22 protein-coding genes are annotated in these 16,286 nt (G+C 54.7%); 15 read left to right on the top strand and 7 right to left on the bottom strand.

Annotated features, from left to right (window positions below; genetic code table 11):
• Nucleotides 1-64: 64 nt before the first annotated feature.
• Genes ACQUSQ_RS13160 through ACQUSQ_RS13170 form a run of 3 tightly spaced genes read right to left on the bottom strand, consistent with a single transcriptional unit; the run spans nt 65 to nt 989 of the window.
• Nucleotides 65-340 (bottom strand): DUF7521 family protein, encoded by a 276-nt coding sequence (locus tag ACQUSQ_RS13160; protein WP_435069751.1) that lies wholly within the window; start codon nt 338-340, stop codon nt 65-67.
• Nucleotides 337-636 carry a DUF7521 family protein gene (locus tag ACQUSQ_RS13165; protein ID WP_123538928.1) on the bottom strand — a complete coding sequence of 100 codons (300 nt, stop codon included), beginning with the start codon at nt 634-636 and terminating at the stop codon, nt 337-339. Before ACQUSQ_RS13165 ends, ACQUSQ_RS13160 begins: the two co-directional genes overlap by 4 nt.
• Nucleotides 637-638: 2 nt before the next feature.
• Entirely contained in the window at nt 639-989 is a 351-nt protein-coding gene (locus tag ACQUSQ_RS13170; RefSeq protein ID WP_123538927.1) for a winged helix-turn-helix domain-containing protein, read from the bottom strand.
• Nucleotides 990-1,153: 164 nt separating this feature from the next.
• Between ACQUSQ_RS13170 and ACQUSQ_RS13175 the strand changes: the two genes are divergently transcribed.
• Entirely contained in the window at nt 1,154-1,768 is a 615-nt protein-coding gene (locus ACQUSQ_RS13175; protein WP_123538926.1) for a cupredoxin domain-containing protein, read from the top strand.
• Between the two features lie 24 nt (nt 1,769-1,792).
• Here the strand turns inward: ACQUSQ_RS13175 and ACQUSQ_RS13180 are convergent, their stop codons facing one another.
• The gene (locus ACQUSQ_RS13180; protein WP_276591981.1) at nt 1,793-2,359 is read right to left on the bottom strand and encodes a hypothetical protein; all 567 of its coding nucleotides are present in this window, start codon (nt 2,357-2,359) and stop codon (nt 1,793-1,795) included.
• 121 nt (nt 2,360-2,480) lie between these two features.
• Between ACQUSQ_RS13180 and ACQUSQ_RS13185 the strand changes: the two genes are divergently transcribed.
• A complete protein-coding gene (locus ACQUSQ_RS13185) occupies nt 2,481-3,218 on the top strand; it encodes a S16 family serine protease (RefSeq protein ID WP_123538925.1) in 738 nt (245 codons plus the stop codon).
• 55 nt (nt 3,219-3,273) lie between these two features.
• On the opposite strand, the gene ACQUSQ_RS13190 is transcribed toward ACQUSQ_RS13185, so the two are convergent.
• The gene (locus ACQUSQ_RS13190) at nt 3,274-3,471 is read right to left on the bottom strand and encodes a heavy-metal-associated domain-containing protein (protein ID WP_123538924.1); all 198 of its coding nucleotides are present in this window, start codon (nt 3,469-3,471) and stop codon (nt 3,274-3,276) included.
• Between the two features lie 134 nt (nt 3,472-3,605).
• Here ACQUSQ_RS13190 and ACQUSQ_RS13195 point away from each other — a divergent pair, with 134 nt between their 5' ends.
• From ACQUSQ_RS13195 to ACQUSQ_RS13230, 8 genes are all read left to right on the top strand, one after another.
• On the top strand, nt 3,606-4,196 hold the full coding sequence (locus ACQUSQ_RS13195) for an AsnC family transcriptional regulator (protein WP_123538923.1): 591 nt from the start codon (nt 3,606-3,608) through the stop codon (nt 4,194-4,196).
• Between the two features lie 94 nt (nt 4,197-4,290).
• Nucleotides 4,291-6,897 carry a heavy metal translocating P-type ATPase gene (locus ACQUSQ_RS13200; protein WP_266088406.1) on the top strand — a complete coding sequence of 869 codons (2,607 nt, stop codon included), beginning with the start codon at nt 4,291-4,293 and terminating at the stop codon, nt 6,895-6,897.
• A gap of 17 nt (nt 6,898-6,914) precedes the next feature.
• Nucleotides 6,915-7,139 carry a DUF7123 family protein gene (locus ACQUSQ_RS13205; protein ID WP_420841102.1) on the top strand — a complete coding sequence of 75 codons (225 nt, stop codon included), beginning with the start codon at nt 6,915-6,917 and terminating at the stop codon, nt 7,137-7,139.
• Complete coding sequence (locus tag ACQUSQ_RS13210) at nt 7,088-8,137, top strand: DUF63 family protein (RefSeq protein WP_435069753.1); 1,050 nt, start codon at nt 7,088-7,090, stop codon at nt 8,135-8,137. The genes ACQUSQ_RS13205 and ACQUSQ_RS13210 overlap by 52 nt, the downstream gene beginning before the upstream one ends.
• Nucleotides 8,138-8,139: 2 nt before the next feature.
• Entirely contained in the window at nt 8,140-8,604 is a 465-nt protein-coding gene (locus ACQUSQ_RS13215) for a hypothetical protein (RefSeq protein ID WP_266088402.1), read from the top strand.
• A 5-nt stretch (nt 8,605-8,609) separates the two neighbouring features.
• Nucleotides 8,610-9,341 (top strand): DUF1405 domain-containing protein, encoded by a 732-nt coding sequence (locus tag ACQUSQ_RS13220; RefSeq protein WP_266088476.1) that lies wholly within the window; start codon nt 8,610-8,612, stop codon nt 9,339-9,341.
• Nucleotides 9,338-10,072 (top strand): CPBP family intramembrane glutamic endopeptidase, encoded by a 735-nt coding sequence (locus ACQUSQ_RS13225; protein WP_435069755.1) that lies wholly within the window; start codon nt 9,338-9,340, stop codon nt 10,070-10,072. Before ACQUSQ_RS13220 ends, ACQUSQ_RS13225 begins: the two co-directional genes overlap by 4 nt.
• A gap of 135 nt (nt 10,073-10,207) precedes the next feature.
• Nucleotides 10,208-10,516, top strand: a complete 309-nt coding sequence (locus ACQUSQ_RS13230; protein ID WP_435069756.1) for a cupredoxin domain-containing protein — start codon at nt 10,208-10,210, stop codon at nt 10,514-10,516.
• A gap of 50 nt (nt 10,517-10,566) precedes the next feature.
• On the opposite strand, the gene ACQUSQ_RS13235 is transcribed toward ACQUSQ_RS13230, so the two are convergent.
• Nucleotides 10,567-11,088, bottom strand: a complete 522-nt coding sequence (locus ACQUSQ_RS13235; RefSeq protein ID WP_435069757.1) for a metal-dependent hydrolase — start codon at nt 11,086-11,088, stop codon at nt 10,567-10,569.
• Between the two features lie 387 nt (nt 11,089-11,475).
• Between ACQUSQ_RS13235 and ACQUSQ_RS13240 the strand changes: the two genes are divergently transcribed.
• Nucleotides 11,476-12,513, top strand: a complete 1,038-nt coding sequence (locus ACQUSQ_RS13240) for a formyltransferase family protein (protein WP_435069758.1) — start codon at nt 11,476-11,478, stop codon at nt 12,511-12,513.
• A gap of 506 nt (nt 12,514-13,019) precedes the next feature.
• On the opposite strand, the gene ACQUSQ_RS13245 is transcribed toward ACQUSQ_RS13240, so the two are convergent.
• Nucleotides 13,020-13,313 (bottom strand): hypothetical protein, encoded by a 294-nt coding sequence (locus ACQUSQ_RS13245; protein ID WP_435069759.1) that lies wholly within the window; start codon nt 13,311-13,313, stop codon nt 13,020-13,022.
• 780 nt (nt 13,314-14,093) lie between these two features.
• Here ACQUSQ_RS13245 and ACQUSQ_RS13250 point away from each other — a divergent pair.
• The 4 genes from ACQUSQ_RS13250 (at nt 14,094) to nuoK (ending at nt 16,166) form a co-directional block, all read left to right on the top strand.
• Complete coding sequence (locus tag ACQUSQ_RS13250) at nt 14,094-14,729, top strand: plastocyanin/azurin family copper-binding protein (RefSeq protein WP_435069760.1); 636 nt, start codon at nt 14,094-14,096, stop codon at nt 14,727-14,729.
• An 86-nt stretch (nt 14,730-14,815) separates the two neighbouring features.
• Nucleotides 14,816-15,379 (top strand): TATA-box-binding protein, encoded by a 564-nt coding sequence (locus tag ACQUSQ_RS13255; RefSeq protein WP_435069844.1) that lies wholly within the window; start codon nt 14,816-14,818, stop codon nt 15,377-15,379.
• A gap of 64 nt (nt 15,380-15,443) precedes the next feature.
• Complete coding sequence (locus ACQUSQ_RS13260) at nt 15,444-15,734, top strand: NADH-quinone oxidoreductase subunit J (protein WP_435069761.1); 291 nt, start codon at nt 15,444-15,446, stop codon at nt 15,732-15,734.
• A gap of 129 nt (nt 15,735-15,863) precedes the next feature.
• A complete protein-coding gene (gene nuoK / locus ACQUSQ_RS13265) occupies nt 15,864-16,166 on the top strand; it encodes an NADH-quinone oxidoreductase subunit NuoK (protein WP_435069763.1) in 303 nt (100 codons plus the stop codon).
• Nucleotides 16,167-16,286: the final 120 nt, after the last annotated feature.

Raw genomic sequence — 16,286 nt, forward strand, 5'->3', positions numbered from 1 at the left:
ATCTCCCCCCGAATCCGATTCGATGGGAATCAGGATTCAGTTTTCTGTGAGGATGTCCCTGGACTCACCGAATAAAAGACCAGAGGAGGACAGTGAATCCACATACCAACGCGACGGATTCAGCGATATGAACCTGTGTGAGTGTTAATGCTGAAAATTGATAGAGAAACCCCACTATGAGGACGCCGAGTGTAATGAATCCGAAGCCGATCGTTGCATCACGTAAGTATCGAGTCTGTTCCTGACGATAGGCGCGAAAACTGATTGTTGTCGTCGCAACGCCCAATAAGAGGAGAAAGACACGGACTCCAATTAGCGTAACTTCCCACCCACTAGTCATGAGTCACCCCCTCCATCTGTCGGTTGAGACATTCGTCCGTATAACGAGTAGAGGATGATAAGCATGCCCACCGCGACAATAGCAGTCTGAATCGTCCCGGCCACGAAGATGGACAGCCCGACGACGTCGAAGAGGATGCCTTCGATTACGGACCCGACACTGATGAAAAGGAACCCGATAGCGACGTACAGCATCGGTTCGCTACCGTGGACTCTGTACCCACGAAACGCTTGGTACGTTATTAGCAGTCCCAGTCCGACTGTGACGAGCTTTGCGATGACGAGTTCGATGTGCATGATTAGGTGTCCCGGATGTCGCTCCAGATCCGCGAGAACCGCTGTGCGGCGTCCTCACGAACGTGCATCTTCACGGCGATGGTTCCATCTTCGACGTCGACGTTGAGGTGGTCGACGTTCGCTTCATAGACGCTATGATGGCTCCCGTCGGCCTCCATCTGTGTCCGTTCGACGAGCAGGTCGTGGGCAACCATATCCTCGACTCGGCGATAAATCGTCGAAAGAGCAACGTCGCACTCTTCACTCAATTCCTTCGCCGAGAGTGGTTCACGGCTCGTCGCGGCCAGAATCTGACGAACCCGCTCCTCTCCGAGGAGCTCCAACAGTTCGTCAGCGCTGTCGTCCGTGGACACAGCTATTCCTCGCAATACCAGATGCTTTCCCGCCGAGACGTAAGTAACAGCCAGATTTGCGTGGCGTGCAAAACAGGTCTTCCACCTTTTTCCACAGCTCTCATACGTCCATCTGTGAGGTGACCCACGCTATGACAACTAATTCAGGACTAACGCGTCGGCGGATGCTCCAATTGACCGGCGGTGCAGCTGTCGTTGGGCTCGCGGGATGTACCGGGACGCAAACAGACGATAGTGGCGGCGGGGCAGACAGTACCTCCACAAGTACTGAAGAGGGAAGCCACACCGAGGACGGCGGTGAATCGGGGCACAACGATGAAGGTGGCCACGATGAAGCTGTCGGTGCACCGAGCGATTCGGTTGATGTCTCCATGATCACCGAGGACGGGGGGTATCACTTCGAACCGCACGTCGTCCGCGTTAATGTCGGCGGGACGGTCACGTGGACCAATGAGAGCGGCAGCCACTCGACGACGGCCTACCATCCAGACAACGACCAACCCCAGCTCGTTCCTGATGGGGCTGCATCATGGGATAGTGGCCTTCGCTCGGAGGAAGGCGCGACGTTCGAGCACACCTTCGAGACCGAAGGTGTCTACCACTACTACTGTACGCCCCACGAGTCGCTCGGCATGCTCGGGAGCGTTATTGTCGGTGATCCGGACCCGCACGAACAGGTCGCGCTCGAAGACCCGCCCGCTGATAAACCGGAGACCGTCCGCGAGAAACTCACCGAGCTGAATGAGATAGTTCGGACGGCGCTCGGCGACGACCACTAATTACCACTTCGACTACGTTCTTTATTAGATGAGGAGATTGAACACGACGTGAGCCAGCCCAAGGACGAGATAGCCCCCCAGAAGTAAACCGAGAGTTCTCCGGGATAGAGACGGTAACCCAACGGTATCGGTTCCGTGGATTCGCTCGCCGAGTGTGTAAACGAAGCGTCCTGCCAGCAGCGCGAACGGAAGATGAACGAATAGTAGGGGGAGGAGTATGGAATCGAACTGGGCGGTCCTTTCGAGACGGGACAGATACTCGAGTTTGAGGACCAGTTCTAACCCACCAACGGTGAGTCCAGATGCGACAGTTGCAAGGAGTCCCTCAGTTTTTGAGAGCAATCGATCTCGGGCGTAGCTCCAGACGTAAAAGACGAGTATCAAAGGGAGCAATCTGACGAACGCTTCCTCGATGAAGCCAGCGAGCCACATCCAGAGTCGAGAAGTTGTCGCTGATAGTAGTACGAGTTCAACCCGATAGGCGATTAAAACACCGAGGGCTGTCACTAGAGCACTGAAAGTCGCGAGCCCGAAGAGCGACCGGTACCGAGCGGACACGCTCGACCAATAGCGGTCCAACAAGATAGTCATGGGGACTTTCTCGCAGTGACAGTTGTTTTGCCTCGGCACCCTGACGACACCACTCTTATACCCATACGCGTGTTACCTGTTACCACAGGATCTGTCATCTGCCACAATAAGCTATTCCAGCATGGGCTCCTCAGAACAAGGCGACACATGCGATTCCGCATCTGGGCCTAGTGGCGACATCGTTGATCGTATTGAGCGGGAGGTCCTCTCCCGACGGGCGTTTCTTGCTGGAGTTGGTCTTGGATCGATAAGCGGTGTCGGGGCAACAGTCACCCTTACTCGAATGGATACAGGCTTCCAGTCGCTGGCGACACTGGCAGGTGGGGCGACGACCCCGTTGGATACTCGGTACTATCTTCCAGCGGTGGACGCAGATGGCGCTGGCCTTGTCGTCGAGACCACCTTCAAATTCGCTGCTGGCGATGGTGAGTTGTTCGTCAATCTGAACGGGATTGAACTTCGACACGACCTCCAGCGCGCACTTGACGAAGCAAAGCAAACTGCGACTCGTCTCACCGGACGATCGTTGGCAGATATAGCCATACACGTATCGTTCGTGTCACCCGAGTCCGACACCCTTGCACTCCAGGGGAAAAGTTGGGAGGCTGGCCTCACAGTCGCACTTATCGCTGGTCTCCGTCAGCAGCCGTTGTCGTCTGAGACACTCATTACTGGAATCGTTGACGACAATGGACACCTGCTTCCAGTTGGCGGAATCGAAGCAAAAGCCCGGAGTGCTCGGGCGTTCGGAGCGACCGAATTAGTCGTTCCGAGCGGTGCCGATTCAGGCGGAACTATCGAGGGGGTTCGTCTGACACCGGTTGAATCGGTCTCAGACGTACTCGATCGACTGTTCTAACGGTATATTCCGCTGTGACAGAGTGTCGCTGCCCTTCAGTTGTGGCGTGGTCGGATTACGCAGACGCGTCGTATCCAGCGTCCTTGACGGAGCTGACGAGTGTATCTGAATCAGCGGACCCCTCGATCGTCGCAGACTCGGCGTTTCGATCAGCAGTCGCCGCGGAAACGCCCTTGACATCTTCAAGTGCGTCTTCGACGGTCTGTTCGCAGTGTTCACAGGTCATCCCTTCGACGGTGATGGTCTGGCTCATAGCCATCTACAGATAGAGGATGTGCTTCTATGTGGTTTTCCACTTAGAAGCAAATGTATTCTCCACCCCTAATCCCAACCTTCCAAAGTTTATAGTGCGTAACAATAATGTATCCAGCGTAATGAGGCAGTAGTATGCGCAATCTGGACGAAACCGATCTGGAGATACTCTCGTTACTGGCCGAAAACGCCCGCCGTCCATTCAGTGCGATCGGGGAAGAAGTTGATTTATCAGGCCCAGCTGTTTCCGACCGGGTCAAACGATTACAGGAAGCAGATATTATCAACAATTTCACAATCGACGTAAACCGGGCGCACCTTCGGGCCGGGGTTCCTGTGTTCATTCAAGCCGAAATCGAACCGGGATCACTCGAGGAGGCCCGCACGCGAGTTCGCGGATCGGATGGCATCGAACACGTCTTTGCGACAGCCGAAGGCGATCTCTGGTTCTATGCCCGTGTTGAGGCACAGAACGTCCGCCAGTGGGTAGACAGCCTTTTTGATGGTCTTGAGATATCGGGATATTCAGTCACCTTGATCGACGAAACTGAATGGACACCTTCAATTGACGGCGTCGAATTTGCCCTCACCTGTACCGAATGCAACAATACCGTCGACAATGAAGGTGAGACGACGCGCATCGATGGGGAGATCTATCACTTCTGTTGTCCGTCTTGTCTCGCACGATTTGAAGACCGCTATCAGCGGCTCGAAGAGGGAGTATAGTACGCTCTTTGGATTCCAAATTTCATTGGGGTCGATAACCACCATCTCGCAACAGTAAACCGCCTAAACATAGACCCCGTATAGTAGAACGAGCATGACAAGCCGAACAACTCATCTCGACATCACGGGGATGTCCTGCGCCAACTGCTCGGCGACAATCCAGGACACTCTCGAATCCCTTGACGGAGTATCGGAGGCGGATGCGAACTTCGCCACCGACGAGGGGTCCGTCACCTACGACCCCGACGAGGTATCGCTCCAAGAAATCTATGACGCGATCGATGAGTCCGGCTACGGCGCAGTCTCGGAGACGGTGACGGTTGCCATCTCCGATATGACCTGTGCTAACTGCGCCGAGACCAACGAAACCGCTCTCGAGAGCACACCAGGTGTCATTAACGCGGAGGTCAATTACGCCACCGATGAAGCGCAGGTCACGTACAACCCTGCGGAGGCGTCACTCGATGCGATGTACGATGCCATCGAGGACGCTGGCTACTCGCCCGTCCGCGAAGATAGGGACGACAAAGAGTCGGGCCAAGACGCACGTGATGCTGCCCGGCAGGCCGAGACCCGGAAGCAACTCAGACTGACCCTGTTTGGGGCAGTGTTGTCGGCGCCGCTGCTGTTCTTCCTCATCGACAGTTACCTCCTCGGCGGCACCATCGTCCCCGAGACCGTCTTCGGCGTGGAACTCGGCTGGGTCGAGTTCCTCCTCGCAACACCGGTGCAGGCGCTTCTCGGATGGCCGTTCTACAAGAACTCCTATAAGGCGGTGGTGAAGAACGGCCGCGCCAACATGGACGTACTGATCGCCCTCGGCTCGACCACGGCGTATCTATACTCTGTGGCAGTCCTTGCCGAGCTCATCGCGGGTGGGCTCTACTTCGACACGGCAGCCCTCATCCTTGTGTTCATCACCTTGGGTAACTACCTCGAAGCTCGGTCGAAGAGTCAAGCTGGCGAGGCCCTCCGGAAGCTCCTCGAAATGGAAGCCGAAACGGCGACTATTGTCCGCGAGGACGGCAGTGAAGAAGAAGTTCCGCTTGAAGATGTCACAACGGGTGACCGGTTGAAAGTCCGTCCAGGTGAGAAAATCCCAACAGATGGTGTCGTTGTCGATGGTCAGTCCGCCGTTGACGAGTCGATGGTCACTGGAGAGTCTGTCCCTGTCGAGAAAGAGGAAGGCGATGAGGTTGTCGGCTCGACGATTAACGAGAACGGGGTCCTTGTCATGGAAGCGACGAAGGTCGGCGAGGATACGGCACTCCAGCAGATCGTGCAGACTGTCAAGGAAGCACAGTCGAGCCAGCCTGATATCCAGAACCTCGCGGATCGTATCTCAGCGTACTTCGTGCCCGTGGTCATCGCGAACGCCCTCCTGTGGAGTATCGCCTGGTTCCTCTTCCCCGAAGCGCTCGCTGGCTTCGTCGACTGGCTCCCGCTGTGGGGGCAGGTCGCTGGCGGGCCCGCGCCGGTCGGCGGGACTGTTTCGGTCTTCGAATTCGCGATCATTGTCTTCGCGTCCTCAGTGCTCATCGCCTGTCCCTGTGCGCTCGGGCTTGCAACCCCGGCTGCCACGATGGTTGGGACGACGATTGGTGCGCAGAACGGCGTCCTGTTCAAAGGCGGTGATATCCTCGAACGCGCCAAGGACGTCGATACAGTCGTCTTCGACAAAACGGGTACGCTCACCGAGGGTGAGATGGAACTCACCGACGTGGTCGTCTTCGATAGCGATGGAAATGCGGTGACTGATGGAGGTGAGCCGGCACCAGATGGTGGACAGCTCAGCACTCGTGAGCGCCTCTCTGAGGATGATGTGCTTCGGCTGGCGGCGATAGCCGAAAGCGGCAGCGAACACCCGCTTGCCCAAGCAATCGTCGAAGGGGCTGAAGAACGCGGACTAGACGTGACTGAGCCCGACGACTTCGAGAACGTCCCCGGTCACGGCATCAAAGCAGTCGTTGGTGACAGCGAGGTACTAGTCGGTAACCGCAAGCTGCTGCGGGACAACGGCATCGACCCGTCTCCCGCCGAAGAGACGATGGAACGCCTCGAAAATGAGGGGAAAACGGCGATGCTCGTTGCCTATGAGGGCGAACTCGTGGGTGTGGTCGCCGACGCCGACACAGTGAAAGAAAGCTCCAAACAGGCTGTCACAGCCCTTCAGGAGCGCGGCGTCGACGTGATGATGATTACGGGCGACAACGAGCGAACTGCCCGTGCAGTCGCCAAACAGGTCGGCATCGATCCGGAGAACGTCCGTGCAGAGGTCCTCCCAGAGGACAAGTCCAACGCAGTCGACAGTATTCAAGACGAGGGCCGGCAGGCGATGATGGTCGGAGATGGCGTCAACGACGCGCCGGCACTCGCGGTCGCACACGTCGGGACAGCCATCGGCTCGGGCACGGACGTCGCCATCGAGGCTGCGGACGTCACGCTGATGCGCGACGACCCGCTCGATGTGGTGAAGGCGATCCGTATCTCGGACGCGACACTTAAGAAAATCAAGCAGAACCTCGTGTGGGCGCTGGGGTACAATACGTCGATGATTCCGTTAGCATCTCTCGGCCTCCTGCAGCCAGTGCTCGCTGCAGCAGCGATGGCGTTCTCCAGCGTGTCGGTACTGACGAACAGCCTGCTATTCCGTCGATACACGCCCGATCACGACTACAAGCTCCTCGGGTTCCTTCGCTAACCGCTACCTCTATATCAATGTCGAATATTTCCCGCAAAACCGTCCGGAGGTATCTCGTCGAAACGGCCAGTACAGAACCGACATACCTTCGGGCTCGTGAGATCGCCAGTGACATCGATGGCTCGCCCAAAGCTGTCGCACAGTATCTCAGCCAGCTCCAAGACGACCTCTCATCTGTTTCACTCGAACAATGGGGGCGCTCAAAGAGTACAACGTGGCGCTTGGAGGTGAACGAGTCGTGAGTACTGTCACGCGACGCGTAGAGACTGCCCTGCCGGAGACCGGCACACGTGAATGGTGGACACTGTATCTGCTCGCCCCGCTCGTCCTTGTCGGGGCGGGCCTCCTCGTATTCCCCACGCTGGTCTACGACCGGTTCATCTGGCAGTACCTCTGGGAGCCAGTCATCGCCGATGCGGCTAGTCAGCCAGTCACGCACGAGGGAATTCGTGCTGTCCGGGGATACAACGCTGTAAATACGGTGACCTATCTCGCGGCGGTCGTGTACAGCCTCCCTGGACTACGGGCATATCTCGACCAGCTCGATGTCACGTTCGACGCACGCCTGGCTTACGGATTCGCTCCGATCATTATCGCCGGCGGGGCGATGCGCGCCCTCGAAGACATTGGCCTGCTCGGGGACTACGCAGTGTGGTTCATCACGCCGTCGATTTACTTCGTCGTCACAGCCGTTACCGTCCTCGCGCTCGGCGTCGGTGCACTCGTGCGTGACATGGATGTCGCTTCGATCCCGCTAACAGTCGGGCTTGTCGGGTCGGTGTGGGCTGTCGGTGCCGTCGGGTGGGCAGTTTGGCACGGTCTCTCGACGTCGACCCCGCTCCGCCTGTGGGTTCCTGTCGCGACGACGGGGATTGCTCTCGGCGTGACCGCACTCTACTACTGGGGTGCGAGTTTCGCTAATGTCGCACACCTTCGAAACCCGCTAATTCTGCTGGCCGTCTTTGGCCAGGTGTGGGACGGGGCGCAGAATCTCATCGGTGTGACGTTCCTCGGCTACTCTCCCAAGCTGGTCGTCACGAATCTCGTGTACCAGGCGACTGGATTCTCCGGATCGACGTTCGTCCTTAAGCTCGTCGTGACTGTCGGCATCGTATGGTATCTCGCTGATGCGAAAGACGAGATGAATCACACGTGGTGGTGGCTTATGACGTTCTTCATCGGGGCGATCGGGCTCCCGATGGGTGTACGCGGGTCACTTCGGATGATGCTCGGGGTCTAACAATGGACTCGATGAATACGAACACTACGACACGGCAGTACGGTGCGGCAATCGCCCTAGTTTCGGGACTCTATTCGCTACTCTCGGTGACTGGCAGTAGCGGGATGATGAGTTCGAATAGTGGCCTCTTGATGGCGATCCTCGGTGTGGTTGTCGTTGTTCATGGTGTTGTGTTGCTGACGCCCTACGCAGACCGACTAGGAACTGCGAGCGGTCCGCTAATGATCGCTTATTCGCTGCTAATGTTGCTTAATCAGGTTCTGGTAGGAATCACCGGAAGCTCAAACTGGGGGATGGGAATGAGCGGCGGTATGGAATCAGGGATAAACGGTGGTATGGAGGGAAGCATGGGTTCGACGATGACCGCAGGAATGGGATGGGATCTCGGGATGGTCGCCCTGGCATTCCTGATGCTCATCAGCGGGCTCATTATGACGAATCGAAGCACAGACGATTCCGGGATGTGAACGTTATGTCATCTCCAACACGGTCAGCTCGTCTACCTGCCTACGTAGCACCACTCCCACAGCGTCTCGAGGACCTCGCACTCCACTACGCGTGGGTTATAGTGGCGATCAATCTCGCGGGGACCGCGTTCGGATTCTGGTACTATCGCTTCCAGTTCGCACAGACCCCACTCGTGATGTGGCCGTTCGTTCCCGATAGTCCCGGAGCGACGCTGTTCATCGCGCTCAGCCTTGCCGCGTGGAAATTGGACTACGATGTCGAATGGCTCCACATGCTCGCCTTCTTCGGAAACATCAAGCTCGGCCTCTGGACGCCGTTCGTCCAGCTGTTTCTCAATGGGGCGGGCGGCATCGAACCCTGGCTCTACTGGTTCCTCATTGTGAGCCATCTTGCGATGAGTCTGCAGTCGTTCCTGATCTATCGCTATGCCGAATTTCCGGTCGGTGCGGTCGCTGTCGCCACCGTTTGGTACGGACTTAACGACGTCGTGGACTACTTTGCGCCCCTCGTCGGAGAGTTCCATCACACGTTTCTTCGGGCCGAACTCGTCGGCACGACACTTGACCATTCACTACGAGCCCACGATCTCGCCGCAGCGGCAGCAGTCACGCTTACACTCGCGGCGACGTTCCTGGCCCTCGCCACACGGGTGAAGAAAGTCGAAGTTCAACGGTCTCCCGCCCCGCTTGGAGGCGACCCACCAAACGACAGACCTGACGGAGGGGGTGAGTCATGACGACACTGCAAGAACGGCTCCGTGCCGTGGGAGTAACCATCGGGATCGGATTCGGGAGTCTCGTAGCTGGAGCGCTGCTCCTAACGGTCGTGTCACAGTTGCTCTCTCTGGTCGGAGTTCAGCTCCAGAATCGACCAGCGTTGCGTCTCGGCCTGAGCACGGTATTACTCCAGGGGGTGGCGTTCGGAGGCGTCGCGCTCATCTATTTACGGATCAGCGAACGAGGTGTAGGCTTCATTCAACTACGTATTCCGACACGACGAGATATCGGATGGTTCATCGGAGGACTCATCTCGCTACTGATTACGGTTCGCGCGCTCTCAGCGATTATCGCGTATCTCGGATTCGAGCAGGCCACCAATCAGATCATCGAGGTCGGCCAAGAAGCCCCAGCTGTCTTCCTGGTACTGATCCCACTCTCGTTCCTGTTGGTCGGTCCCGGTGAAGAACTTCTGCACCGAGGGGTCATCCAGGGGACGTTGCGAGAATCCTTCCACCCGGCTCGGGCAATCATCTTGGCCAGCCTCATCTTTGCGATGGTACACGTCTTCTCCCTTCAAGGAAACGGGAAATTCGTGTACATCGGTGTGGTCTTCACCCTTGCACTCGTGCTCGGGGTGGCATACGAACTCACGGATAACCTCGCTGTCCCAGCCCTCATTCACGGGGCGTACAATGCTGTACAGTTCGGCATAGCATATTATACAGTCACACAGGGTACTGCGTTCTAGAAGCGACTCATGGCACTGAACGCACTCTCCAGACGCACTGTGCTCCGTCGAAGTGGCCTAGCTATCGGGGGAGGAATGGTAGCCCTCTCGGGATGTCTCGGCGGACGCAGCGGTTCCTCAGGACCGACTGTGACGATGACCAGTGACCTACGGTTCGACCCAGCAGAAGTAACAATCGAATCCGGAGAGACCGTCACGTGGGAAAACGACAGTAACGTTCCTCACACGACGTCAGCCTACAAGCAATCACTTCCAGAGGGAGCGGCGTATTTCGCCAGTGGAGACTACGAATCGGAACAGGCTGTCCGTCAAAGTACATCGGCACGCGGATTTCTCGAGCGGGGCGAAACGTACCAATATACATTCGAGGTTTCTGGGACGTATCGATATTTCTGCCTTCCACACGAGGAGAATGGGATGATCGGAAATGTAATTGTAGAGTGATTCGAGACTCGCGAAGATACCCGATAGACGAGAGCAGAAATTCCACGATTTTATCGGCTTTCAGCCTGGTTGGAAGGCAGACCTGGTTTCCCGTCGTAAACCCACAACCCAACGCCAAGGACGGTGAGCAACATCTGGAGGATGACATATGGTGTCGGTCTAACCAACGCTAGTAATCCTCCGATTGAATCGATATGATGGTAGTCCGTAATCAGCGGCCAGTAGACAAACACGACCGGTTCTTCATGAATAATCTGTGAGTCGACGAGGTCTGCACCGATATGTGAGAGATATCCGAAGACAGACGCGGCCCCGAATTTCCACCGATTTGCTCGGCGTGTGACGTAGAGAATCACCAGGCTAACGAGAGCCACCATGAAGAATGAGTGTGCGACAGAGCGGCTCGGTAGCGATGTTACCACGAAGGAAAGCGGCTTATCGACGATATCAGGGAGTAATGCAGCCCCCACGACTGCCAAAACATCGATATCGCGAGGTCGGTCAGTAGAACCAACGGCGAGAACACCTCGGTACGCGAGATAGGCAACTGCAGCGTGGACCCAGAAGAGCACACTCAGACCTATCGCCGGAGGTATTTAACGCTTCGAGCGTGACCGCTCATTTTCATCGTATGAATCAGCCTTGGACTGAATAGTTTCCCACTCAAAGTAGAGCAGTTCGAGTCCAAGAACGGCGATCGTTACGACAAGAACAACACTAAACACGGCAAGTTCCATCATCGAAAGACTACAGGAAGTTACCAATGGATACTCCACACCAATCTCTGAAATCATTAAATCGCGACCAATGGCTGGCGATAGATGGCTGCTGGGTTTTATTGACGATGGTGTCATTTTCTATACCGACGGAACGATTGCTTCCACCCCCAGGGTTAGCATAAACCACCGTATTCAGACTCAGGTAAGACGTTCACAATTGGACGCTGGACTAAATAGAACATGATTGCAGGGACCAATTCGAAACTTGAAGTCGCTGTCCTTGTCAGTGACGAGTATATCGAGAAGTGGCAACGGAACGCGTTAGCTACGCTTGTATCGGAACCAGATATCGATATAACTCATATCGTAATTAACGATCGGAAGAAGGCTCCCGACTACAGATGGGAGTGGATGACGTTCACCTGGAATGCACTCGAACAAATCCGCGCATATCCACTCTGGTCGCTTGTTGGTGTTGCCCGACTTCTAACGCCAACCCCCGATTATAAACGACCCGTCCACATCGACTCAATCGAAGGGCTCTCGAACGCTGAACGACTCACCTGCTCGCCTCAACCTGATGGTGAGTTTTGGAACACACTCCCGGAGGAAACCGTAGACCACATCGAAAACGTCGACATCGTCGTGCGGTTCGGCTTCGGGATGATAAAGGGACGAATACTTACAGCACCAAAGTACGGCGTTCTCAGCTACCATCCTGGAGACATCCGCAAGTATCGCGGTCAGCCTGGTGGTTTCTGGGAGTTTCTCAATGATGAAGACGAGATGGGGGTGACGGTACAGCGGCTTAACGAAACACTTGATGGCGGTGAGATTGCTGCGCTAAAGCGTATTGACATCAGTGGAATGAATACATGGCAGGAAATCAAAAAGGAGGTGTACTCCACGGCAGAGAGTATGTTGGTCCCGGCCGTTCGGACGCTCACAGACCCCGACAAGACCGTCGAACGGCCTGATCAGATCGGAGCTCTATATACGATCCCAGAGGGATGGGCCGTGTTAAGATACATGGTTAAGAACACTCGCGGACGAATACAGAGCTATATCGCCCGAAGGATGCCGTCACCCAGCCGCAAGTGGCGTCGTCCGGGTTTCTTAACCTCTCTATTACTCGCTGGGCTACTAGTCGTTGGAACGCATCCACTTTTCACCCACCACGACGTCGTCCCCATCCATATTGAGCAGATTGTTGGACTTGTGATTGTTGCGCTCAGTACTGTTCTACTCTTTAGCAACGACCATCACCAGATCACATAACTCAGGTTTCGTTCAAGCCATCAAGCGGACCTTGCTGCGGGGGTAAGAAACTACTCCGTTCCCTCGCCTTGCGTACCTGCGCCGTTCGCTTTTTTGGAAATGTATACTTGAACGAGACTTCCCCTGTTGTATCACAAGACGGGAGTGGGATGAGGTTGCTTTCTCACGGTTTGACGGCGTCAACAGCGTAGTCTCGGGGTCAGAATATGCAGTAGCTGTAGCCGCCGATGTTGTGTGAATAGTTAGATATATTGTATTTTCTCTTGGGTAAGTAACTATATCGATGCCTCTCCTAGATACGTCCTAAAAAAGGGGCAAGCGGCGAGCCCTAACTCGCCGCCTGCGTTAGGTAATGCACGATGCATTTTCGAGTGAGCTCCCGGAACTTGCCATGCTCAGTTCTCGCTCATCGTCTCAATCCTCGATCGATTCATTTAGGCTACTTGTCATTGGGGCCAAAACAAATCTGATGCGGAACCGCGACTCAAACGAGTTGCTGCTCAGATTTAGAAGAGCGAGTAGAACCACGCTTCGGTATCCGGGTGGAGACCACCCTGAACGGCGTGGACCGCTGCCGCTACCGAAACAGCAAAGACTGCGTGAACCAGATGCGTCGGAGCCCAGTCAACCAGTACTGCACTCGTTCCAACCACTACGGCCCAGAGTGCTCCAAAGCCGATTCTGAAAAAGAACGGACGCTGAATCACCAATACAACGTCTCGATAGAGGAGCGCATAGCAAAAGAGCGCAAGCCAACCAGCGACGACTATCGAGAGGAGTGAAAGCAGTAGTACGGTCATCGCAGCTCTCCTCCCGAACATCCAAGTCGGGGATGAATGTATCCGAGTCTGCCGATTACTGCTGCTATACCGAGAATAGCCCCTGTTTCAATCGTGGCAAACAGGCTATGCGAGAGCGGCGTGAGCATCCCGAGATGAGCGAGCCCGAACAGGAGGCCAGCGAGTGGGACACTAACGAGTAGTCGACCATATTCTCCCCTGTACCGGTGCCAGATTGCGGGTGTTCTCACCGCAATATACACAGTACTCACGAGAATTACTCCCATCGAAACAGCGCCGCCTGACGAGCTGAGCATATGTCTACCTGCTCCAGCTAACTTCAAATCTGTTCCCCCTCATCGGCGACGTGCGAGCTCAGGTTTTGATAGTAACTTCAAAACGCCCCAAATGGGTGAAAGTTGATTTTCTGACAGCGTATTCATATAGGGGGAACCTTTCGGATTGAAGCTTCCATACCAACGGAACCTGACACCAACAGGCCAGATGAAGGCAAATTGGATTTTTTCGTTGTTCCGCTTCTCACACATCATTCGACTCCACTGATTGTCCGATATCATAGCCGAACTATCGAAAGACCACGCCCTCTGAGTCTGATATTTCCTAACAGAAATCCGAATGAACAGGAAGCACGTATATTGATGTAATAATGCCCATCCACTCTGCTGGTGGCCAACCCAAGCCAGAAAAGCCGTTATTGACGCCACAACGCGCTCTACGAATGGATTGCCTTCCCGAAGCCGCCACCAATAGCCTAATTATAAAACCCATCAGGATAGAATAATGAACCGTCGAACATTTCTACAAACAGCAGGAGGGGTCGCAGCAGCAAGCACCCTCGCACAACCGACCACCGCACAAGAAGCAAACACGGTCCAGATCACGATGGACGGTGGAAACTTCTTCATCGACCCGGTTGGTCTGTATGTTGAACCCGGTGAAACAGTCACGTTTGAAATTGGTGCGGGAGCACCGCATTCCTCGACAGCCTACGAAGATCGCATCCCGAGTGATGCAGAGGCTTGGGACAGCGGATTACTACAAGAAGGGGAAACATTCGAACACACATTTGATGTTGAGGGAACGTACGATTACAACTGTTCTGCACACGTCTCGTTAGGACAGGTCGGTCGCATTGTCGTCGGTAGTCCTGGCGGTCCGGCTACGGAAAGTGAGATTCCAAACACCCCTCCGAGCGGACAAGTGCCAGACAGTCAAACGGTCGTTGATCAAGGGTCGATTGCGTACCCGTTTACTGGCACCGCAAGTGGTGGTGGTGAGAGTGGTGGTGGACAACCAGCACCGCAGGTGCCGGACAGCGCAAAAACCCTTGGTATCGCAACATTCGGTGCAATGGTGAGCACGCTCGGATTGACTTACGTCTTCATGAAATACGGTGGTGATTATGGTGTTGAGTAGAATCGCACCTGACTCGAGCACGTCCTGTCGAGGATTGAGTGAGCTTAGTGAGGGGAGTAGAAGCTACTGTGACAAGTCAAAAAACCATGTCTGAATCGAAAGAAACGCTCGAAATCCAGAACGTGGTAGCTTCAACCGAACTAAGTCAGGAACTGAAGCTAGAGCAGTTAGCCGACGATCTTCCCACTACAGAATATCGGCCAGAGTCCTTCCCGGGGCTGATCTTCCGCACCCAATCACCCAAAGCAGCCACGCTTATTTTCCGTTCCGGGAAAGCTGTCTGTACTGGTGCAAAAAGTGTTAGAGACGTTAATAAGGCGCTAGAAGTCGTTTTCAACGAATTACAAACACTCGGAATCACTATCGAGAGTAGCCGTGAAGTACAAATCCAGAATATAGTTTCAAGTGGGGATCTCGATCATCGACTGAATTTAAACGCTATCGCAATTGGAATCGGGCTGAAGAATATTGAATACGAGCCGGAACAGTTTCCTGGTCTTGTTTACCGACTAGAGACACCAGACGTCGTAATATTACTGTTTGGAAGCGGAAAGGCAGTGGTCACGGGGGCAACCAGTATTGGGGAAGCTGAGCTGGCATTCGAGACTGTAGAATCGGAATTACAGGAGTTAGACCTGATAAACAAATGATGGCACCCAAAGAATCTCAGCCAAAGTGGTCGCGTCAATATAGCAATTGCTGGGGTGGTGATAGATGACCCAACATCTCGAACTGCTTGTGTTCGTGTTTTTCGCATTGGTCACTCTCGGAAGTGCCCTTGCGATGGTTCTCGTTGAGGATATGTGGCACTCCGCGTTACTAATGGGGATAACACTTCTGAGTATTGCAGTACATTACGTGATGCTCCAGGCTGAGTTTGTCGCTGCAATGCAGGTCCTCGTGTACGTCGGCGGTGTACTCATCCTGATCAGTTTCGCTGTGATGCTCACACGAAAGGGACCAACGTCTGAAGTTCAATCTCGAGGTGCTAGCAACGATGACTAAATTGCTCTCTTTCCAAAATGAAGCAGGTCCTTTCAAACGGGGGCGATCTCGAGGTATGGTGGCCCAGAACCAGCAGTTGGCCTCCCGTCGGTGGAAAGCAGTTCGAGACATAATGTGGGTGATGTACTAATGATTCCAGTTCAATACTACCTATTACTGTCGGCAGGACTGTTCAGTATCGGATTATTTGGGATTTTGACCCGGCGAAACGCGTTAATGTTCTTGATGTCCGTCGAACTAATGCTTAATGCAGCTAACATAAATTTTGTTGCCTTCTCATATCAATGGGGGAATCTCACAGGGCAAACGTTCAGCCTCTTTGTCATAGCCCTCGCTGCTGCGGAGGTTGCCGTCGGACTTGGAATCATTCTTGTCCTGTATCGGAATTTCAAGGGTCTCGATGTCACAAAGGCGGCAACGATGCGTTGGTAATTTTCAAAATATATGATTCATAATATACCGAACTGGAACGGGACGATTGCCCATTCTGGAGGGTGGGCAATCGCGTTGATCGTTATCGTGCTAGTTTCGTGGGTATTCTATCGCTATTTC

The organism is Haloplanus sp. C73 (assembly GCF_051195115.1).
Lineage (GTDB): Archaea > Halobacteriota > Halobacteria > Halobacteriales > Haloferacaceae > Haloplanus.

What these genes read in the sequence shown, in the direction of transcription:
- ACQUSQ_RS13225 (WP_435069755.1), top strand. Translation starts at nt 9,338, where the DNA reads ATGACGACACTGCAAGAACGGCTCCGTGCCGTGGGAGTAACCATCGGG.
- ACQUSQ_RS13220 (WP_266088476.1), top strand. Translation starts at nt 8,610, where the DNA reads ATGTCATCTCCAACACGGTCAGCTCGTCTACCTGCCTACGTAGCACCA.
- ACQUSQ_RS13165 (WP_123538928.1), bottom strand. Translation starts at nt 636, where the DNA reads ATGCACATCGAACTCGTCATCGCAAAGCTCGTCACAGTCGGACTGGGA.
- ACQUSQ_RS13260 (WP_435069761.1), top strand. Translation starts at nt 15,444, where the DNA reads ATGACCCAACATCTCGAACTGCTTGTGTTCGTGTTTTTCGCATTGGTC.
- ACQUSQ_RS13185 (WP_123538925.1), top strand. Translation starts at nt 2,481, where the DNA reads ATGGGCTCCTCAGAACAAGGCGACACATGCGATTCCGCATCTGGGCCT.
- ACQUSQ_RS13205 (WP_420841102.1), top strand. Translation starts at nt 6,915, where the DNA reads ATGTCGAATATTTCCCGCAAAACCGTCCGGAGGTATCTCGTCGAAACG.
- ACQUSQ_RS13215 (WP_266088402.1), top strand. Translation starts at nt 8,140, where the DNA reads ATGGACTCGATGAATACGAACACTACGACACGGCAGTACGGTGCGGCA.
- ACQUSQ_RS13210 (WP_435069753.1), top strand. Translation starts at nt 7,088, where the DNA reads ATGGGGGCGCTCAAAGAGTACAACGTGGCGCTTGGAGGTGAACGAGTC.
- ACQUSQ_RS13255 (WP_435069844.1), top strand. Translation starts at nt 14,816, where the DNA reads ATGTCTGAATCGAAAGAAACGCTCGAAATCCAGAACGTGGTAGCTTCA.
- ACQUSQ_RS13160 (WP_435069751.1), bottom strand. Translation starts at nt 340, where the DNA reads ATGACTAGTGGGTGGGAAGTTACGCTAATTGGAGTCCGTGTCTTTCTC.
- ACQUSQ_RS13230 (WP_435069756.1), top strand. Translation starts at nt 10,208, where the DNA reads ATGACCAGTGACCTACGGTTCGACCCAGCAGAAGTAACAATCGAATCC.
- ACQUSQ_RS13245 (WP_435069759.1), bottom strand. Translation starts at nt 13,313, where the DNA reads ATGACCGTACTACTGCTTTCACTCCTCTCGATAGTCGTCGCTGGTTGG.
- ACQUSQ_RS13200 (WP_266088406.1), top strand. Translation starts at nt 4,291, where the DNA reads ATGACAAGCCGAACAACTCATCTCGACATCACGGGGATGTCCTGCGCC.
- ACQUSQ_RS13240 (WP_435069758.1), top strand. Translation starts at nt 11,476, where the DNA reads ATGATTGCAGGGACCAATTCGAAACTTGAAGTCGCTGTCCTTGTCAGT.
- ACQUSQ_RS13190 (WP_123538924.1), bottom strand. Translation starts at nt 3,471, where the DNA reads ATGAGCCAGACCATCACCGTCGAAGGGATGACCTGTGAACACTGCGAA.
- ACQUSQ_RS13195 (WP_123538923.1), top strand. Translation starts at nt 3,606, where the DNA reads ATGCGCAATCTGGACGAAACCGATCTGGAGATACTCTCGTTACTGGCC.
- ACQUSQ_RS13250 (WP_435069760.1), top strand. Translation starts at nt 14,094, where the DNA reads ATGAACCGTCGAACATTTCTACAAACAGCAGGAGGGGTCGCAGCAGCA.
- ACQUSQ_RS13175 (WP_123538926.1), top strand. Translation starts at nt 1,154, where the DNA reads ATGCTCCAATTGACCGGCGGTGCAGCTGTCGTTGGGCTCGCGGGATGT.
- ACQUSQ_RS13180 (WP_276591981.1), bottom strand. Translation starts at nt 2,359, where the DNA reads ATGACTATCTTGTTGGACCGCTATTGGTCGAGCGTGTCCGCTCGGTAC.
- nuoK (WP_435069763.1), top strand. Translation starts at nt 15,864, where the DNA reads ATGATTCCAGTTCAATACTACCTATTACTGTCGGCAGGACTGTTCAGT.